The organism is Flavobacterium sp. 2755 (assembly GCF_031455715.1).
GTDB lineage: Bacteria > Bacteroidota > Bacteroidia > Flavobacteriales > Flavobacteriaceae > Flavobacterium.
This window is the reverse complement of the sequence record NZ_JAVDTG010000011.1, coordinates 38,055-52,700: the sequence shown is the minus strand read 5'-3', so window position 1 is coordinate 52,700 and position 14,646 is coordinate 38,055. Positions and strand designations below refer to the sequence as shown.

Here is a 14,646-nt window from a genome sequence, read left to right as displayed (position 1 = left end):
TTAAATATTTAAGATGTTCTTGATATCGGAAAAAGATCCTTTTTTGGAAACAAACCTTCATGATAATCTATAATTTCATCTTCTGTACAAAGGCATTTTTTAAGCTCGTTGAGAATTTCAGTTTCTTTTATTTTTTGACCAATGAAAACAAGCTCATTCAATCTGTCTCCAAAATTAGCTGTCCAGCGTTCTTCTATAATATCCTGAAATTCAACGAAATTGTTAAATGTCATTCGTTCACTTAACGGCATACTCGCCCACCAGACCCCTGCTCCTTCAGCTTTTATAGATCCGCCCGCCTGACTCCAATTAATAGCCTGCTCCGGTCGGGATGCCATCCACAATAATCCTTTACTTCTAATGATGTCAGCCGGAAAATCTGAAGTAATAAAATTCCATAATCGATTGGGATGAAAAGGCCTCGGATCTCTAAATACAAAAGAATTTATTCCATATTCCTCTGTTTCCGGCGTATGAATTCCTTCTAATTCCCTAATCCATCCTGCTGAATTTTCGGCTTCTTCATAATTGAATAATCCTGTATTTATAATTTCATTCGGATTTACTTTTCCAAAAACCGAAGTGATTATTTTCGCCACAGGATTCAACTTCTGAATCGAGGCTTTAAGCATTTTTAATGATTCTGAATCGATAAGATCTGTTTTATTCAAAATAATAACATTAGCAAATTCTACCTGATCGACCAAAAGATTGACTATGGTGCGAGTATCGTTTTCAATCTCTGATAAATTTTGTTCCTGCAAAGTTTTAGCCGAACCAAAATCCTTAAAAAAGTTGAAACTATCTACAACAGTAACCATGGTATCGATGTAACTAAACTTAGACAAATCAATATTTTCATCCTCATTTACAAACGAAAAAGTTTGAGCTACGGGAATGGGCTCACTAATTCCTGTGCTTTCAATAAGCAAATAATCAAATCTGTTTTCCTTTGCTAATCTTTCAACCTCAACCATTAAATCTTCGCGCAAAGTACAGCAGATACAGCCATTTGTCATTTCAACTAATTTCTCTTCGGTTCGTGACAAAGCATTTTGATTTTTCACAAGTTGTGCATCAATATTAACTTCACTCATGTCATTAACGATTAGGGCAACTTTTAATCCTTCTTTATTATGAAGAATATGATTGAGAAGCGTGGTTTTTCCTGCTCCAAGAAATCCGCTTAATACTGTAACAGGCAGTTTTTTCATTTGTGTATGCTTTTATGATTTATATAATTAGTCAAATGCGCGATGATCATTCCGATTCCTCCAAAATAAATCAGGTCCAGATGAATCTCTAAGAAGATTTCAGTCAAAATACTAATCCAGATTAAACTCATTGAAACAATCAAAATTGACGAAACCAAAAGACTTGATTTTTTCGTAATTTTGAGAATTGCAAATAAGCCTATCGAAGCAAATACTAAATCGATAATTGGATTGTGACTTATGCCCAAAGGAAGGATTGTTAAAAGTGGAAAAATCAGACAATGAACCAGGCAGATCGTCGCGCTCGAAATTCCTAAAATATCGTAAAAGGATGAGGTTGTTTTCTTCATTTCTTGTACATTTGCTTAATGCAATTTTGTTGCAAATATACACATAAAAATCAATTGCAACATTGTTGCGTTAAATTTTTTAATTCAGAATAAAATGAAAGCTACACGTAAAACTACAGCAAAGACAGCCGTTTTAGAGGTTTTTGAGAAATCTAAAATAGCACTGTCCCACACCGAAATTCAAAAACAATTGAACGATGTCTGCGACCGCGTTACCATTTATAGAATTTTGGATCGTTTGGTTAACGACGATATCATTCATAAAATTTCGAATCTTGACGGCACGGTAAAATATGCAAAATGCAATCATTCGCATCAAAGAGTACACATTCATAATCATGCCCATTTTAGCTGCGAGAACTGTCATGAAATTACTTGTCTCGAAACTGTAAAGCCAAGTTATATTATGCCTCATAATTATAAAGTAAACGAAATAAACTTCACTCTTTCGGGATTATGTCCAAAATGTTTGAATTCTAACATTTAAGTTTTAGACAAGTCTAAAAATATTGTTGAGCGAATATAATTTTTCTATATATTTGGTAAATCAATATACTAGAAATGACCAAATCATTAGAAGAAGTTAACCAATCGGTTGCTACAGAACATAAAAAAACAGGTTTCAGGAAAATATTAGCCTTTTTAGGCCCGGCATATTTAGTAAGCGTTGGTTATATGGATCCCGGAAACTGGGCCACAGATATTGCCGGCGGAAGCCAGTTTGGCTATACTTTAGTCTGGGTTTTGTTGATGAGTAACTTAATGGCTTTACTTTTACAGAGTTTAAGTGCAAGACTTGGAATTGTAACACAGCGTGATTTAGCGCAGGCTTCCAGAGAAACCTACTCAAAATACATTAACTACATTTTATATTTTCTGGCCGAAATTGCGATTGCAGCCTGCGATTTGGCAGAAGTTCTCGGAATGGCGATTGGAATTAATCTTTTATTTGGAATTCCACTTTTTGAAGGTGTTTTGATTACCGTTTTAGATACTTTCCTTTTACTCTTCTTAATCAATAAAGGAATCCGTAAAATGGAAGCTTTTATTATTGTTTTGGTCGCCATTATTGGATTTTCTTTCATTTTCGAAATGATTTTTGCAGAACCTGAAGTTCCAAAAATCCTTGCGGGACTTATTCCTTCTATTCCAAATTCGGCTGCTTTATATATCGCCATCGGAATTATTGGGGCAACTGTAATGCCTCATAACCTTTACTTACACTCTTCTTTAGTTCAAACCAGAAAATTCGATAGAAGTCCAGCCGGAATCAAACAAGCTTTAAAATACAATTTTATAGATTCGACAATTGCTTTGAATTTGGCTTTCTTCGTAAATGCTGCCATTTTAATCCTTGCCGCTGCAACTTTTCACAAAAATGGAATGTTTGAAGTCGCCGAGATTCAGGATGCGCATAAATTTCTCGAACCTTTACTAGGAACAAAATGGGCACCAATATTATTTGCTGTTGCGTTGATCGCTGCGGGACAAAGTTCGACTGTAACCGGAACGCTTGCCGGGCAAATTGTGATGGAAGGTTATTTACACTTGCGTATTCAGCCTTGGGTTCGCCGAATCATAACGCGTTTAATTGCCATTGTTCCCGCTTTAATCGTTATTTGGATTTATGGCGAAAGTGTAACGGGAAAACTTTTAATTCTAAGTCAGGTGATTTTGAGCTTACAATTAGGATTTGCGATTATTCCGCTGATTCATTTTGTGAGCGATAAATCAAAAATGAATGGTTTTCATATTTCAAGAACTACTCAGGTTGTTTCCTGGATAATTGCTGCGATTATTGTTTCATTAAATGCAAAATTGGTTTATGATGAAATTACATCTTGGCTTGCAAGTTCAAATCATCCAATAGTTTTATGGCTTACCGTTGTACCGCTTGCTTTTGCTTTTTTAGGTTTACTGCTTTATATTGTTTTTAAGCCTTTTATTGCTAAAGCCAAATCAAAAACTATAAACCATTCGCCCCATAACCTGAAACTTCATTTCTCTCAAAAGAAAACTCAGGAAGTAAAAAACATTGCTGTTTCTGTTGATTTTTCTCATGCGGATGAAGCTGCACTTAATCATGCTTTCGAATTAGGCGGAATGGATGCAAAATACACTCTTATACATGTTGTTGAAACAGTTGGTGCCTTAATGTATGGAATTCACATTCATGATCACGAAACTACAATTGATGAAAAACTATTGTTAGAGTATAAAAAAATGCTTTCGGAAAAAGGATTTAACATTGAAACAGAGCTTGGTTTTGGAAAACCAAACAAAATAATTCCGGAAATCATCAACAGCGGTATTTTCGATATTTTGGTAATGGGAACCCACGGCCACACTGGATTAAAAGATATTCTTTTTGGCACAACGGTAGATAAATTGAGACATAAAATTTCAATACCTTTGTTGATTGTTAAATAAAGGGACTAAGGTTCTGAGATGCTAAGTTGCTAAGGTTTTTCTTTAAATCCTTAACTTAGAACCTCAGAACCTTAGAACCTCAGAACCTAAAAAAGAATGACCTTTTCAGAAGAAAATTATCTAAAATCTATATATCACTTAACTGCGGCTTTAGAAACTGAAGTGAGCACGAATGCCATTGCGGAAATCATGGAGACAAAAGCTTCTTCTGTAACGGATATGCTTAAAAAGCTAGCTGATAAAGATTTAGTAAATTATAAAAAATACCAAGGTGTTTCGTTAACCGAAAACGGAAAACTGGCCGCTAAAATGATTGTTAGAAAACATCGTTTATGGGAAGTTTTTCTGGTAGAGAAATTAAATTTCAGCTGGGATGAAGTTCACGATATTGCAGAACAATTGGAACACATTAAATCGGAACAATTGATTAACCGTTTGGATGATTTTTTGGGAAATCCTACTGAAGACCCGCATGGCGACCCGATTCCGGATGCTAACGGCCGAATTATTAAAATTGAGAAACAACTGCTTTCTGAATTATCAGAAAATCAAACCGGAGTTTGTGTGGGTGTAAAAGATACTTCTTCTGAGTTCCTTAAATATCTGGATAAACAAGGAATAGCTTTGGGTTCTAAAATTGAATTTCTTTCTAAAGAATCTTTCGATTTATCGGTAAAAATTAAGGTTGATGGGAAGGAATTGTCTATTTCTAATAAAATTGCTTCTAACTTGTTTGTGAAACTGGTTTAGCGAGTTATTTCACAGAGATACATGAAGAGGTTCTCAGTGTATTCACTCTATCAATGTTCTTTATCAGTTTGTGAAACCCATTTTCCTGCTGTATCAACATTTTGTCTCAACAATAAATTTAACTGACCAACATGATGCTGTACATGTCTCATGTTGTATAAAATCATTTCAATTCTGTTATAATTCTTCTTCTTTGTGATGAATCTTTCTTTTGATGTTTCTTCATTTAATCCTTCAATTAAAAAGAAAACCTTTTTACGGGAATGCTCAAGATATTCAAGCAATTCTTCTTTTAGGTAGATTCTTTCCGGTAAAATTCCTTTTGGATCAAGTTCAGATAAAGAAAATGGCTTAGGTGGGGAAAAATTAGCTATGTCAACTGACGAGTAATAATCAAGCCAAAAAATAGTATGATAAACAGAATACCAAAAATCTTTTTTATTCCAAAAACTCTCAGGACACACTAAGATTGAACTTTCTAGCATGTCTATTACAGCTCCAAATTGTCTCCATAATATTTTCTTAAGTTCATCCATTGCATTTTATAGTTGAATTTTAAACAATCCCCTTCTCAATCATTTCCAGCATTACCGGTGAAGCATTTTTAAATGTCGGCGGCTGTTCGATAATACTTCCGGCGTTCTTTTTATTTACTTTGAAAGTAACATCGTTATCTGTAGTAAATAAAAGTGCAGTTAGAAACGGTTTTTTGATATAAGAACCTAAAACCAATAAAGCTTCATCTAAAGTATGAATGCTTTCGATTTCTTCTGTTTTATAACGTGAAGTTAAGGAAATTGAGAACGTATTATCTTCATTTAAAACTAAACGAAAATAGATGTTCTTAATCTCGGTATCGCCCATCGTTTTGGCCAAAGTCAGTTTTGCGAAAGTTCCAGTCTGGATGCTTTCTTTAACTCGTTCACAAAAAAGGGCAAATATAGGTTCGTACATTTTTTTAAGATTCTAAGGTTCTGAGATGCTGAGGTTCTAAGTTTTTAAAACCTTTGTCTTTTTAACCGCAAAGGTCGCAAAGATTTACGCAATCCCGATAGCTACCGGGAGCTAAGTTTTTAAATTTTCTTGAGTGCTTTGCGTAATTCCTTGGGAACTTTGCGGTTAAGAAAATTATTTCCCTGTAAATTCAGCTTTACGCTTTTCTAAAAATGCTGTAGTTCCTTCTTTAAAATCCTCTGTTCCAAAACATTTTCCAAATGATTTTATTTCGGTGTCGAATCCGTTTTTACCGTCTTCAAAATTAGCATTGATTGCTTTAATTGCTTTTGCAATCGCAAACGGAGCGTTTTTAATGATTTTTTGAGCGATTACGTTCGTAAAAGATAAAAGTTCTTCTTGCGGCACTACGTGATTTACTAAACCGTATCGTTTTGCTTCTTCTGCAGAAATCATCGCTGCAGTCATAATCATTTCCATTGCACGGCCTTTTCCAACTAATTGCGGTAAACGTTGTGTTCCTCCGTAGCCCGGAATCAATCCTAAAGTAACTTCTGGTAATCCCATTTTTGCATTGTCTGAAGCTATTCTAAAATGACATGCCATTGCCAGCTCTAATCCTCCGCCTAAAGCAAAACCATTAACGGCTGCAATAACTGGCTTTTTAAGATTTTGAACATAATCGAATAATAATTCTTGGCCTTCGGCTGCTAATTGCGCGCCTTCAACAACGGTATAATTTGCAAATTCCGAAATATCTGCTCCGGCTACAAAAGCTTTTTCTCCGCTTCCGGTTAAAATAATTACACGAACATCGTCACTTTCCCCTAATAATTTAATTGCATTACTTAAATCGCTAATTGTTGCTTTGTTTAAAGCATTTAGTTTTGTAGGTCTGTTTATTGTGATTGTAGCAATTTTTTCCTCAATAGAAATTAAGATATTTTCGTAGTTCATGACGCTGAATTTAAGAGTTTGTAATAGGTAAAGAAACCCTAAATGTGGTCCCTTTTCCGTAAGTTGATTCAAAGGTAATTGTTCCTTTGTAATTTTCTATAATGTTTTTGATAATTCCGAGTCCAAGTCCCATACCACTGGTTTTGGTGGTAAATTTTGGTTCGAAGATTCGGCCGATGTCTTGTTTTTGGATTCCGATTCCGTTGTCTTTTACGGCAATTTCAACATTGTTATTTCGCCTTTTTACCGTAACCACAATTGATTTTTGAAACTGACTTTCGGGAATGGCCTGCGTCGCATTTTTTACCAAATTGGTAATCACACGAATCAATTGCGTACGATCCATTTTCGAAATAATTTCTTCTTCATCACTTTCAAAAGAAATATATTCTTCGTTGAAAATATCCAACGCCAGTTCCACAACCTCAACTACATTTAAGGTTTCATTTTGCTGTGCCGGCATCGAAGCAAAGTTTGAAAATGCCGAAGCCACCGCTGTCATGGTATCAATCTGCTGAATTAAGGTTTCAGAGTAATCGTTCATTTTCTGCTTTACGTCAGGATCATTTGGATCAAACTTTCTCTGAAAACTCTGAACCGTTAATCGCATTGGCGTAAGCGGATTTTTAATTTCATGTGCAACCTGTTTTGCCATTTCGCGCCACGCTTCTTCACGTTCGCTTTGCGCTAATTTAATCGCACTGGTTTCCAGTTTATCAACCATTCCGTTATACGCTTTTATCAGGAAGTTGACTTCTTTGCTATTGGCTTCTAAAACAATTTTCTCATTTTTCTGATCTAAATTGGTTTCTTCCAAACGGTCAGAAATGGTTTTTAGGGATTTTGTGATATAGGTCGAAAGGAAATACGCCAAGGCAAAAGCCACAATTAACATAAAAGAGTAAACCTGACTTAAACGAATCAGGAAAGTATTCAACTCGTTATCGTAATAACCGTCATCTTCTAAATAAGGAAGATTTAAGATTCCGAGTGGTTTGAATTTTTCGTCTTTTATTAAACTGTATGATGATCTGTTTTTAACACCGTCGATGGTTTTAATATCTACAAAACGTTTTTCGATGGAAGAGCGAACCAGTTTCAAGATATATTCGGGAATTGGCGGCGCAATTTTATCAACGGCGAAAGATTCTTTTGAAGATTTCAACAGCTTTCCGTCAAGACTGTAAATATTAATTTCGATTTTATGAATCTGTGCTAATTCATGGATCTTATCTTTAAAGATTAAATCCAAATTTTGAGTTTTAAGCGGATAAGTAGTTGTAGAAAGCACATAATTGATGTGTTCTTTTACCGCATTTTCTTTTCGTTCTAAACGTTCTTGATGATATTCTTTGGCCTCGGTTTTAAATTGAATAATAGAAATCGAAGCCAATAAAAAAGATGCTACAACAATCAATACAATCATCGACAGGAAAATCCTGGTACGAAGAGATAGCATTGTCATTTTAATGTTTAGCATGTTCTATTTGTTTTGTTTGTTTCAGGTTTCAAGTTTCAGGTTAAGTTGCGATTGGCAACTTGAAACTTGAAACCTGAAACTAAAAAAACTATCTTTCGCCACGAATTTCACGAATTTACACTAATTCTTTTTTTTTGCCACAGATTAAAAGGATTTAAATGATTTTTTTTAAGAGTAATCTATAAATCCTAATAATCCTTTTAATCTGTGGCAAAAAATTACAAAAATAAATTCGTGCTAATTTGTGTAATTCGTGGCAAACTCTCTTTATTTTTTTTCTCGGATTCGTTTATAGAAACGAAATCCCAGCATTATTAAAACGGAGAATAAAATGATTCCGATTACGCCGAAAATCCAGTTGATGGCACTTTTTAAAACTACTAAAAAGACAACGGCAAATAGAATAATTGTTGCGCCTTCATTCCATAAACGCATAAAATTATTGGAATATTTTACCTCATCGTTTTGCAATTGCTTGAAAATTTGATGACATTTTCCGTGATATAAATATAAAAGAAAAACGAAACATAATTTTACGTGCATCCAAGGCATTTTGAGCCAGGCATTTCCCAGATCTGTAAAAAACAGCATCCAAAAAGCAAAAATACTTGCCAAAACCGCCGACGGCCATGTAATAATGTACCACAAACGGTAGGCCATAATTTTGTATTGTGCCTGCAAAATTTCTTTTTCGGGAGATGGTTTTTCATTGGCTTCGATTTGGTAAACAAACAAACGCACAATATAAAACAAACCCGCAAACCAAGTGATTACAAATATAAGATGCAGTGATTTTAGATAATTGTAATATTCCATTATTATTTGTTTAAAGTTTCAGGTTTAAAGTTTCAAGTTATCAACTTTGAGAAAAACTTTAAACTTTAAACCTGAAACAAATATTATTTAGCCCAATCGTTAATCCAGTTACTAACCGTTTGACACCATTCGTCGTCGTCATTCAAACATGGAATTGCAAGAAACTCTTCGCCTCCATTTTTCTCAAAATCTTCTTTGGCGCGCATGGCGATTTCTTCTAAAGTCTCTAAACAATCCGAAACGAAAGCTGGTGTTACAACAGCTAATTTCTTGATTCCTTTTGCCGGCATGTTATCAATTTCGACATCTGTATACGGTTCTAACCATTTATCACCTGCTAAACGCGATTGAAATGTCAGACTGTATTTATCTGTAGGAAGGCCAAGTAATTTAACAACTTGTCTTGTTGTTTCGTAACATTGATGACGATAACAGAAATCGTGCGCCGGAGATGGCGTGTTACAACAAGAACCGTCAATTTTGCAATGTGATTTAGTAACGTCGGTTTTGCGAATGTGACGCTCAGGAATTCCGTGATAAGAAAACAATAAGTGATCATATTCAAAACCAACTAAATGTTTTTGAATTGAATCTGCTAAATTCTTGATGTAATCCGGTTTATTGTAAAATGCCGGAACATCTGTAAAAGTCATGTGCGGGAATTTCTTTTTACGAATTTCTTCAGCTTTTACTAAAATAGTCAAAGTCGAAGCCATTGCATATTGTGGATATAAAGGAAAAAGCATTACATCTGTAACTCCTTTATCACTCAATTCCTGAAGTCCTTTTTCGATGGTCATACTTCCATAACGCATTGCTAAAGAAACTGGAACGTTTACAAGAGGCTGAACCTTTTTTTGCATTCTTTCTGACAGCACAACTAATGGAGAACCTTCTTCCCACCAAATTTTTGCGTAAGCGTGCGCTGATTCTTCTGGTCTTTTTCTTAAAATAATACCGCGAACTAATAATGCTCTCAATAAGTACGGAACGTCGATCACGTATTTATCCATTAAAAATTCATCTAAATATGGTTTTACATCTTTTGTTGTTGGACTATCGGGAGATCCTAGATTTACTAATAATACGCCTTTCATTATTTTTTTGCTTTAGGCTTTAAGCTCTGGGCTTTAAGCTTTTTATTTGTTTTTTTAAATTTCGTCAAAAGTAGAACTTGCTGCTTTTTAGAAATATGATAATTATTACTTTTTAATTATGTCTTTATTTATAAAATTGATGCTTTCGCTTTCTTTATCTTTTTTACTTTCTTTGGTCAAGCATTCAATTTCTCCATTCATTATATCTACTAGGGCAGTCTTATCTTTTGCAAAAGAAATTTTCAGTTTTCCTGATCTTACAAAAACAGAATGAATCTTATCTTTTCTTTTTCCACATTCTTTTACAACATCTGCCTTCCATTTAATGCTATTGTTTTGAATTGCTATTAAAGTTTGATTCTTTTTATCTATATAAAAAGTAATTCCTCCAACATATTCAATACCATCTAATTTTAGTAAATCAGTATAGTCAATTTTAGAATTATTCTGAGCAATACCTTTGAAAACCAAAGAAAAAAGAGCTAAAAAGAAAACGCATTTTTTCATTCAGTTAAACATTGGCATTAATAGACATTAAATATTTTTTTGGAGTCGTGGCAAACTTTTTCTTGAATGCTGCTATAAAGTGACTTCCGGTGCTGTAACCAATTTTAAGTCCAACTTCGTTTACGTTATAAGAACCGCTGTCCAAAAGTTTTCGAGCGAAATCCATTTTGTAATCAAATAGAAAACCATAAACCGTGTCGCCGTAAATTTGTTTGAAACCCATTTTGAGTTTCTTTAAATTCAAACCAATTTCATCTGCCAGTTCTTGCAATCCCGGAGGTTCAGCCATATTGGCGATGATAATTTCTTTGGCTTTTCTGATTTTTAGAACGTTGTCTTCATCAATCAAAAACGGACATTGTTCTGCATTTGGATCTTCGGTTCGGTTAAAATACAAGCTCAATAATTCGTATCCTTTTCCTTTATAATAAAGGTTTTTTATGGACGGATGAAGGTTGTAATGAAACAGCTGACTTAACACAATAGCCATCGACGGACTAATATTTCCTTCGTTATAATACTTTTTGTCCTTATTATCAGGACTTAAAAAAGTAATATAATCGGCTTCTGCAGAAAACAAAGCGTGAAATTTTTTAATGGAAACAATTACCGAAATCACCCACGAGTTTGGGGCCAATTCTAAATTAAGAGGCAATTCTTTCTGCGGATTGTATAAAAGCAGCGATTTTTCTTCTTTCAATTCTAAAGCATAATTGCCCTGATTGAACAAAAATTTAGCATTGCCTTTTATCCCGAAGTGAAACTGTATCAGGCCTGTACCTATTTCGTGCTGTGCATAAAAAGGCTCCGGACCATCGTTTTGAAAACGGATCAGCGTAAAGTCGTCTTCAATTTTTATAACTTCTTGAGAACTCATAGCGATATTTTTTTGAAACTAAAATCAAAAGAAAAGCAAAATGTTATTTAGAATGACTCTAAACAAATCATTTCAAACAAGTTGATTTTGCTACAAAAGTACTTCTTTTTGAATAAAATGAGACGTTTAGAATCAAAAAATCATGTAGCGATACAAAAAGCACTTTTAGCGTTACTTTTATAAACAGTATAGTAATAATTTTGTTGCACTTTTATGAAAGTGAATTTATGGAAAACAATAATGTACCAAAACACCTTTATTTTTATTCAGTTGGTCTGAGTTATAAAAAAGCTGATGCAGAGGTCAGAGGTCAGTTTAGTTTGGATGCCGTTGCGAAGACTCGCTTATTGGAACAAGCTAAAAACGATGGAATAGAAAGTTTACTAGTTACTTCAACCTGCAACAGAACCGAAATCTACGGTTTTGCAGAACATCCATTTCAATTAATCAAACTTATCTGCGACAACAGCAATGGTTCTGTTGATGCATTTCAAAAAGTAGGTTTCGTTTACAAAAATCAAGAAGCAATTAATCATTTGTTTCGCGTAGGAACTGGTTTAGATAGTCAGATCTTGGGCGATTTTGAAATTATATCTCAAATTAAAACCAGTTTTGCTCATTCAAAATCAATGGGATTGGCCAATACTTTTATGGAAAGATTGGTAAATGCAGTAATTCAGGCAAGTAAAAGAATTAAAAACGAAACGGAAATCAGCTCTGGTGCTACTTCGGTTTCTTTTGCATCGGTACAATACATTCTTAAAAATGTTGAAGATATCAGCAACAAAAATATTCTACTTTTTGGAACTGGAAAAATTGGAAGGAATACTTGTGAGAATTTAGTAAAACATACTAAAAACGAACACATTACTTTAATCAACAGAACTAAAGACAAAGCTGAGAAACTGGCTGGAAAACTAAATCTGATTGTTAAAGATTATTCTGAATTACACTTAGAACTTCAAAATGCCGATGTTGTGGTTGTAGCAACCGGCGCACAAAACCCAACAGTTGACAAAGCGATTTTAAATCTTAAAAAGCCTTTATTGATTTTGGACTTGTCGATTCCGAAAAACGTTCACGAAAATGTAGAGGAATTAGAAGGTGTAACTTTAATTCACATGGATTATTTGTCTCAATTGACAGATGAAACATTGGAAAACAGAAAATTACACATTCCGGCTGCAGAAGCAATTATCGAAGAAATCAAAGAAGAATTCGTTATCTGGATGAAAGGTCGAAAATTTGCGCCAACGATTAATGCTTTAAAAGAAAAACTAAACGCGATTAAAGTTTCGGAATTAGATTTTCAAAGTAAAAAAATTGCTGATTTTAATGAAGCACAAGCCGAAATCATCAGCAACAGAATCATACAAAAAATCACTACTCATTTCGCAAATCATTTAAAAGACGACGATACCATGGTTGATGAAAGCATCGAATGGATCGAGAAAGTCTTCAAAATAAAAGCATCTTAAATAAATTTTAAACCATTTAAGTTATATAAGTTCATTTAATAAAAACAGCCGTTTTACCCAAACTGCTTAAACTTACTTATATAACTTATATGGTTCAAAAAACTAAACATGGCTGAAAAAACAATCAGAATTGGAACACGCGATAGCGAATTAGCACTTTGGCAGGCACATACTGTCGAGAAAAAACTAAATGATTTAGGTTATAAAACTTCAATTGTTGCCGTTAAATCTCAAGGTGATATTATTTTGGATAAACCGCTTTACGAACTCGGTATTACCGGAATTTTTACTAAAACGCTGGACATCGCCATGATCAATGGTGATATTGATATTGCGGTGCATTCTATGAAAGATGTTCCAACAGCTTTACCAAAAGGAATTGTTCAGGCTGCTGTTTTACCAAGAGCGAATGTTCTGGATATTTTAGTTCATAAAGGAAATCCTGATTTTGATAATAAACCAAGTACTATTGCAACCGGAAGTTTACGTCGTCAGGCGCAATGGTTTAACAAATACCCAAATCATACTGTAGTTGATTTACGCGGAAACGTAAATACTCGTATGCAAAAACTAAAAGACAATGATTGGGACGGAGCTGTTTTTGCAGCAGCAGGTTTAGAACGAATTAACCTAAAACCTGAAAACTACATTAATTTAGACTGGATGATTCCCGCGCCGGCACAAGGAGCAATGCTTGTTGTGGCAATGGAAAATGACAATTATACGCTTGATGCGCTTTCACAGTTAAATGATATCGAAACTGAAATTTGTACGTATATCGAGCGTCAGTTTTTAAGAACACTGGAAGGCGGTTGTACCGCGCCAATTGGAGCTTTGGTAACTTATAATGAAGACGAAGATACTTTGCATTTTCAAGGCGTTTTACTTTCTATTGATGGAAAACAAAAATTAGAAATCAATAAAACTGTTGATATTTCAGAATGGAAAAAGTTAGGTTTTCACTCTGCACAGGAGATTTTAAACAATGGCGGAACAGAATTAATGCAGAAGATTAAAGAATCCCTGAAAAAATAATGGCAAAAGCAACTCAGATATTATCTACTAAAATATTATCTCCTCTTCAAAAACAAGAGTTGACAAAAGCTGGCATCGAAGTAATCGAAGCCGATTTTATCAAAACCGAAAACAAACCTTTCGAACTTAAAAACCTCAACGAAAGTTTAATTTTTACAAGCCAAAATGCTGTTCACAGTGTTTTATCAAATCCAAAATCGGAAGAGCTTAAAAGCAAAAACGTGTATTGTGTTGGCTTAAAAACAAAAATCCTTTTATCAGAAAACGGATTCAATGTTGTGGCTTATACGGGTTATGCTTCAGATTTAGCAGAAATTATCACTTTGATTTACCGTAATGAAAGCTATACTTTTTTCAGCGGAAACCTTAGAAGAGAGACTTTACCAAGCGCTTTAAAAGAAGCCGGAATAAAATTGAACGAAATTCAGGTTTATGAAACATCATTACAGCCTCAAAAAATAAAATCTCCAGTTGACGCCATTTTATTTTTTAGTCCGTCTGGTGTTGAGAGTTATTTAAAAGATAATTCGATTAAAAAAGAAACTTGTTTCTGCATTGGTGAAACTACAGCAGAAACCTTACATAAAATTACCAAAAATATCATCATTGCAGATCAGCCAACGATTGAAGACGTACTTGAAGATGTTTTACAAGAATATAAATAAAAACCTTTGCAACTTTGTCACTTTGTGACTTTGAAC

Annotated in this window: 16 protein-coding genes; 6 read left to right on the top strand and 10 right to left on the bottom strand. The window is 34.2% G+C overall.

Annotated elements, in window-relative coordinates:
- Window positions 1-8 precede the first annotated feature (8 nt).
- Together J2Y38_RS21145 and J2Y38_RS21140 are read right to left on the bottom strand one after the other, a co-directional pair.
- A complete protein-coding gene (locus J2Y38_RS21145; RefSeq protein WP_309846554.1) occupies window positions 9-1,214 on the bottom strand; it encodes a GTP-binding protein in 1,206 nt (401 codons plus the stop codon).
- Window positions 1,211-1,564 (bottom strand): MerC domain-containing protein, encoded by a 354-nt coding sequence (locus tag J2Y38_RS21140; RefSeq protein WP_309846552.1) that lies wholly within the window; start codon window positions 1,562-1,564, stop codon window positions 1,211-1,213. Before J2Y38_RS21140 ends, J2Y38_RS21145 begins: the two co-directional genes overlap by 4 nt.
- Before the next feature lie 94 nt (window positions 1,565-1,658).
- Between J2Y38_RS21140 and J2Y38_RS21135 the strand changes: the two genes are divergently transcribed.
- The 3 genes from J2Y38_RS21135 (at window position 1,659) to J2Y38_RS21125 (ending at window position 4,744) form a co-directional block, all read left to right on the top strand.
- On the top strand, window positions 1,659-2,051 hold the full coding sequence (locus tag J2Y38_RS21135) for a transcriptional repressor (RefSeq protein WP_309846550.1): 393 nt from the start codon (window positions 1,659-1,661) through the stop codon (window positions 2,049-2,051).
- Between the two features lie 74 nt (window positions 2,052-2,125).
- The gene (locus tag J2Y38_RS21130) at window positions 2,126-3,994 is read left to right on the top strand and encodes an Nramp family divalent metal transporter (protein WP_309846548.1); all 1,869 of its coding nucleotides are present in this window, start codon (window positions 2,126-2,128) and stop codon (window positions 3,992-3,994) included.
- Window positions 3,995-4,090: 96 nt separating this feature from the next.
- Window positions 4,091-4,744: a metal-dependent transcriptional regulator gene (locus tag J2Y38_RS21125; protein ID WP_053473135.1), complete on the top strand. Its 654-nt coding sequence runs from the start codon at window positions 4,091-4,093 to the stop codon at window positions 4,742-4,744.
- Window positions 4,745-4,794: 50 nt separating this feature from the next.
- Here the strand turns inward: J2Y38_RS21125 and J2Y38_RS21120 are convergent, their stop codons facing one another.
- The 8 genes from J2Y38_RS21120 to J2Y38_RS21085 all read right to left on the bottom strand — a co-directional run bounded on the left by J2Y38_RS21120 (window position 4,795) and on the right by J2Y38_RS21085 (window position 11,432).
- Entirely contained in the window at window positions 4,795-5,280 is a 486-nt protein-coding gene (locus tag J2Y38_RS21120; protein WP_309846544.1) for a DinB family protein, read from the bottom strand.
- Window positions 5,281-5,299: 19 nt separating this feature from the next.
- Window positions 5,300-5,698, bottom strand: a complete 399-nt coding sequence (locus tag J2Y38_RS21115; protein WP_309846543.1) for a hypothetical protein — start codon at window positions 5,696-5,698, stop codon at window positions 5,300-5,302.
- A 174-nt stretch (window positions 5,699-5,872) separates the two neighbouring features.
- Window positions 5,873-6,655, bottom strand: a complete 783-nt coding sequence (locus J2Y38_RS21110; protein WP_309846541.1) for an enoyl-CoA hydratase-related protein — start codon at window positions 6,653-6,655, stop codon at window positions 5,873-5,875.
- A 10-nt stretch (window positions 6,656-6,665) separates the two neighbouring features.
- Entirely contained in the window at window positions 6,666-8,081 is a 1,416-nt protein-coding gene (locus J2Y38_RS21105) for a HAMP domain-containing sensor histidine kinase (protein ID WP_053473138.1), read from the bottom strand.
- A 321-nt stretch (window positions 8,082-8,402) separates the two neighbouring features.
- Window positions 8,403-8,951, bottom strand: coding sequence for a CopD family protein (locus J2Y38_RS21100; RefSeq protein ID WP_073485974.1), 549 nt, complete (start codon window positions 8,949-8,951; stop codon window positions 8,403-8,405).
- 83 nt (window positions 8,952-9,034) lie between these two features.
- A complete protein-coding gene (gene hemH / locus J2Y38_RS21095) occupies window positions 9,035-10,048 on the bottom strand; it encodes a ferrochelatase (protein WP_309846539.1) in 1,014 nt (337 codons plus the stop codon).
- A gap of 105 nt (window positions 10,049-10,153) precedes the next feature.
- Complete coding sequence (locus J2Y38_RS21090) at window positions 10,154-10,555, bottom strand: hypothetical protein (RefSeq protein WP_309846537.1); 402 nt, start codon at window positions 10,553-10,555, stop codon at window positions 10,154-10,156.
- 4 nt (window positions 10,556-10,559) lie between these two features.
- Window positions 10,560-11,432: an AraC family transcriptional regulator gene (locus J2Y38_RS21085; RefSeq protein WP_053473141.1), complete on the bottom strand. Its 873-nt coding sequence runs from the start codon at window positions 11,430-11,432 to the stop codon at window positions 10,560-10,562.
- Window positions 11,433-11,659: 227 nt separating this feature from the next.
- Between J2Y38_RS21085 and hemA the strand changes: the two genes are divergently transcribed.
- From hemA to J2Y38_RS21070, 3 genes are all read left to right on the top strand, one after another.
- Complete coding sequence (hemA, locus tag J2Y38_RS21080) at window positions 11,660-12,910, top strand: glutamyl-tRNA reductase (protein WP_309846534.1); 1,251 nt, start codon at window positions 11,660-11,662, stop codon at window positions 12,908-12,910.
- A gap of 108 nt (window positions 12,911-13,018) precedes the next feature.
- Window positions 13,019-13,945 carry a hydroxymethylbilane synthase gene (hemC, locus tag J2Y38_RS21075; RefSeq protein ID WP_180856187.1) on the top strand — a complete coding sequence of 309 codons (927 nt, stop codon included), beginning with the start codon at window positions 13,019-13,021 and terminating at the stop codon, window positions 13,943-13,945.
- On the top strand, window positions 13,945-14,610 hold the full coding sequence (locus tag J2Y38_RS21070) for a uroporphyrinogen-III synthase (protein WP_309846530.1): 666 nt from the start codon (window positions 13,945-13,947) through the stop codon (window positions 14,608-14,610). Before hemC ends, J2Y38_RS21070 begins: the two co-directional genes overlap by 1 nt.
- Window positions 14,611-14,646 lie beyond the last annotated feature (36 nt).

What these genes read in the sequence shown, in the direction of transcription:
- J2Y38_RS21130 (WP_309846548.1), top strand. Translation starts at nt 2,126, where the DNA reads ATGACCAAATCATTAGAAGAAGTTAACCAATCGGTTGCTACAGAACAT.
- hemH (WP_309846539.1), bottom strand. Translation starts at nt 10,048, where the DNA reads ATGAAAGGCGTATTATTAGTAAATCTAGGATCTCCCGATAGTCCAACA.
- J2Y38_RS21135 (WP_309846550.1), top strand. Translation starts at nt 1,659, where the DNA reads ATGAAAGCTACACGTAAAACTACAGCAAAGACAGCCGTTTTAGAGGTT.
- J2Y38_RS21125 (WP_053473135.1), top strand. Translation starts at nt 4,091, where the DNA reads ATGACCTTTTCAGAAGAAAATTATCTAAAATCTATATATCACTTAACT.
- J2Y38_RS21145 (WP_309846554.1), bottom strand. Translation starts at nt 1,214, where the DNA reads ATGAAAAAACTGCCTGTTACAGTATTAAGCGGATTTCTTGGAGCAGGA.
- J2Y38_RS21085 (WP_053473141.1), bottom strand. Translation starts at nt 11,432, where the DNA reads ATGAGTTCTCAAGAAGTTATAAAAATTGAAGACGACTTTACGCTGATC.
- J2Y38_RS21070 (WP_309846530.1), top strand. Translation starts at nt 13,945, where the DNA reads ATGGCAAAAGCAACTCAGATATTATCTACTAAAATATTATCTCCTCTT.
- J2Y38_RS21120 (WP_309846544.1), bottom strand. Translation starts at nt 5,280, where the DNA reads ATGGATGAACTTAAGAAAATATTATGGAGACAATTTGGAGCTGTAATA.
- J2Y38_RS21110 (WP_309846541.1), bottom strand. Translation starts at nt 6,655, where the DNA reads ATGAACTACGAAAATATCTTAATTTCTATTGAGGAAAAAATTGCTACA.
- J2Y38_RS21100 (WP_073485974.1), bottom strand. Translation starts at nt 8,951, where the DNA reads ATGGAATATTACAATTATCTAAAATCACTGCATCTTATATTTGTAATC.
- J2Y38_RS21115 (WP_309846543.1), bottom strand. Translation starts at nt 5,698, where the DNA reads ATGTACGAACCTATATTTGCCCTTTTTTGTGAACGAGTTAAAGAAAGC.
- J2Y38_RS21140 (WP_309846552.1), bottom strand. Translation starts at nt 1,564, where the DNA reads ATGAAGAAAACAACCTCATCCTTTTACGATATTTTAGGAATTTCGAGC.
- hemC (WP_180856187.1), top strand. Translation starts at nt 13,019, where the DNA reads ATGGCTGAAAAAACAATCAGAATTGGAACACGCGATAGCGAATTAGCA.
- J2Y38_RS21105 (WP_053473138.1), bottom strand. Translation starts at nt 8,081, where the DNA reads ATGATTGTATTGATTGTTGTAGCATCTTTTTTATTGGCTTCGATTTCT.
- J2Y38_RS21090 (WP_309846537.1), bottom strand. Translation starts at nt 10,555, where the DNA reads ATGAAAAAATGCGTTTTCTTTTTAGCTCTTTTTTCTTTGGTTTTCAAA.
- hemA (WP_309846534.1), top strand. Translation starts at nt 11,660, where the DNA reads ATGGAAAACAATAATGTACCAAAACACCTTTATTTTTATTCAGTTGGT.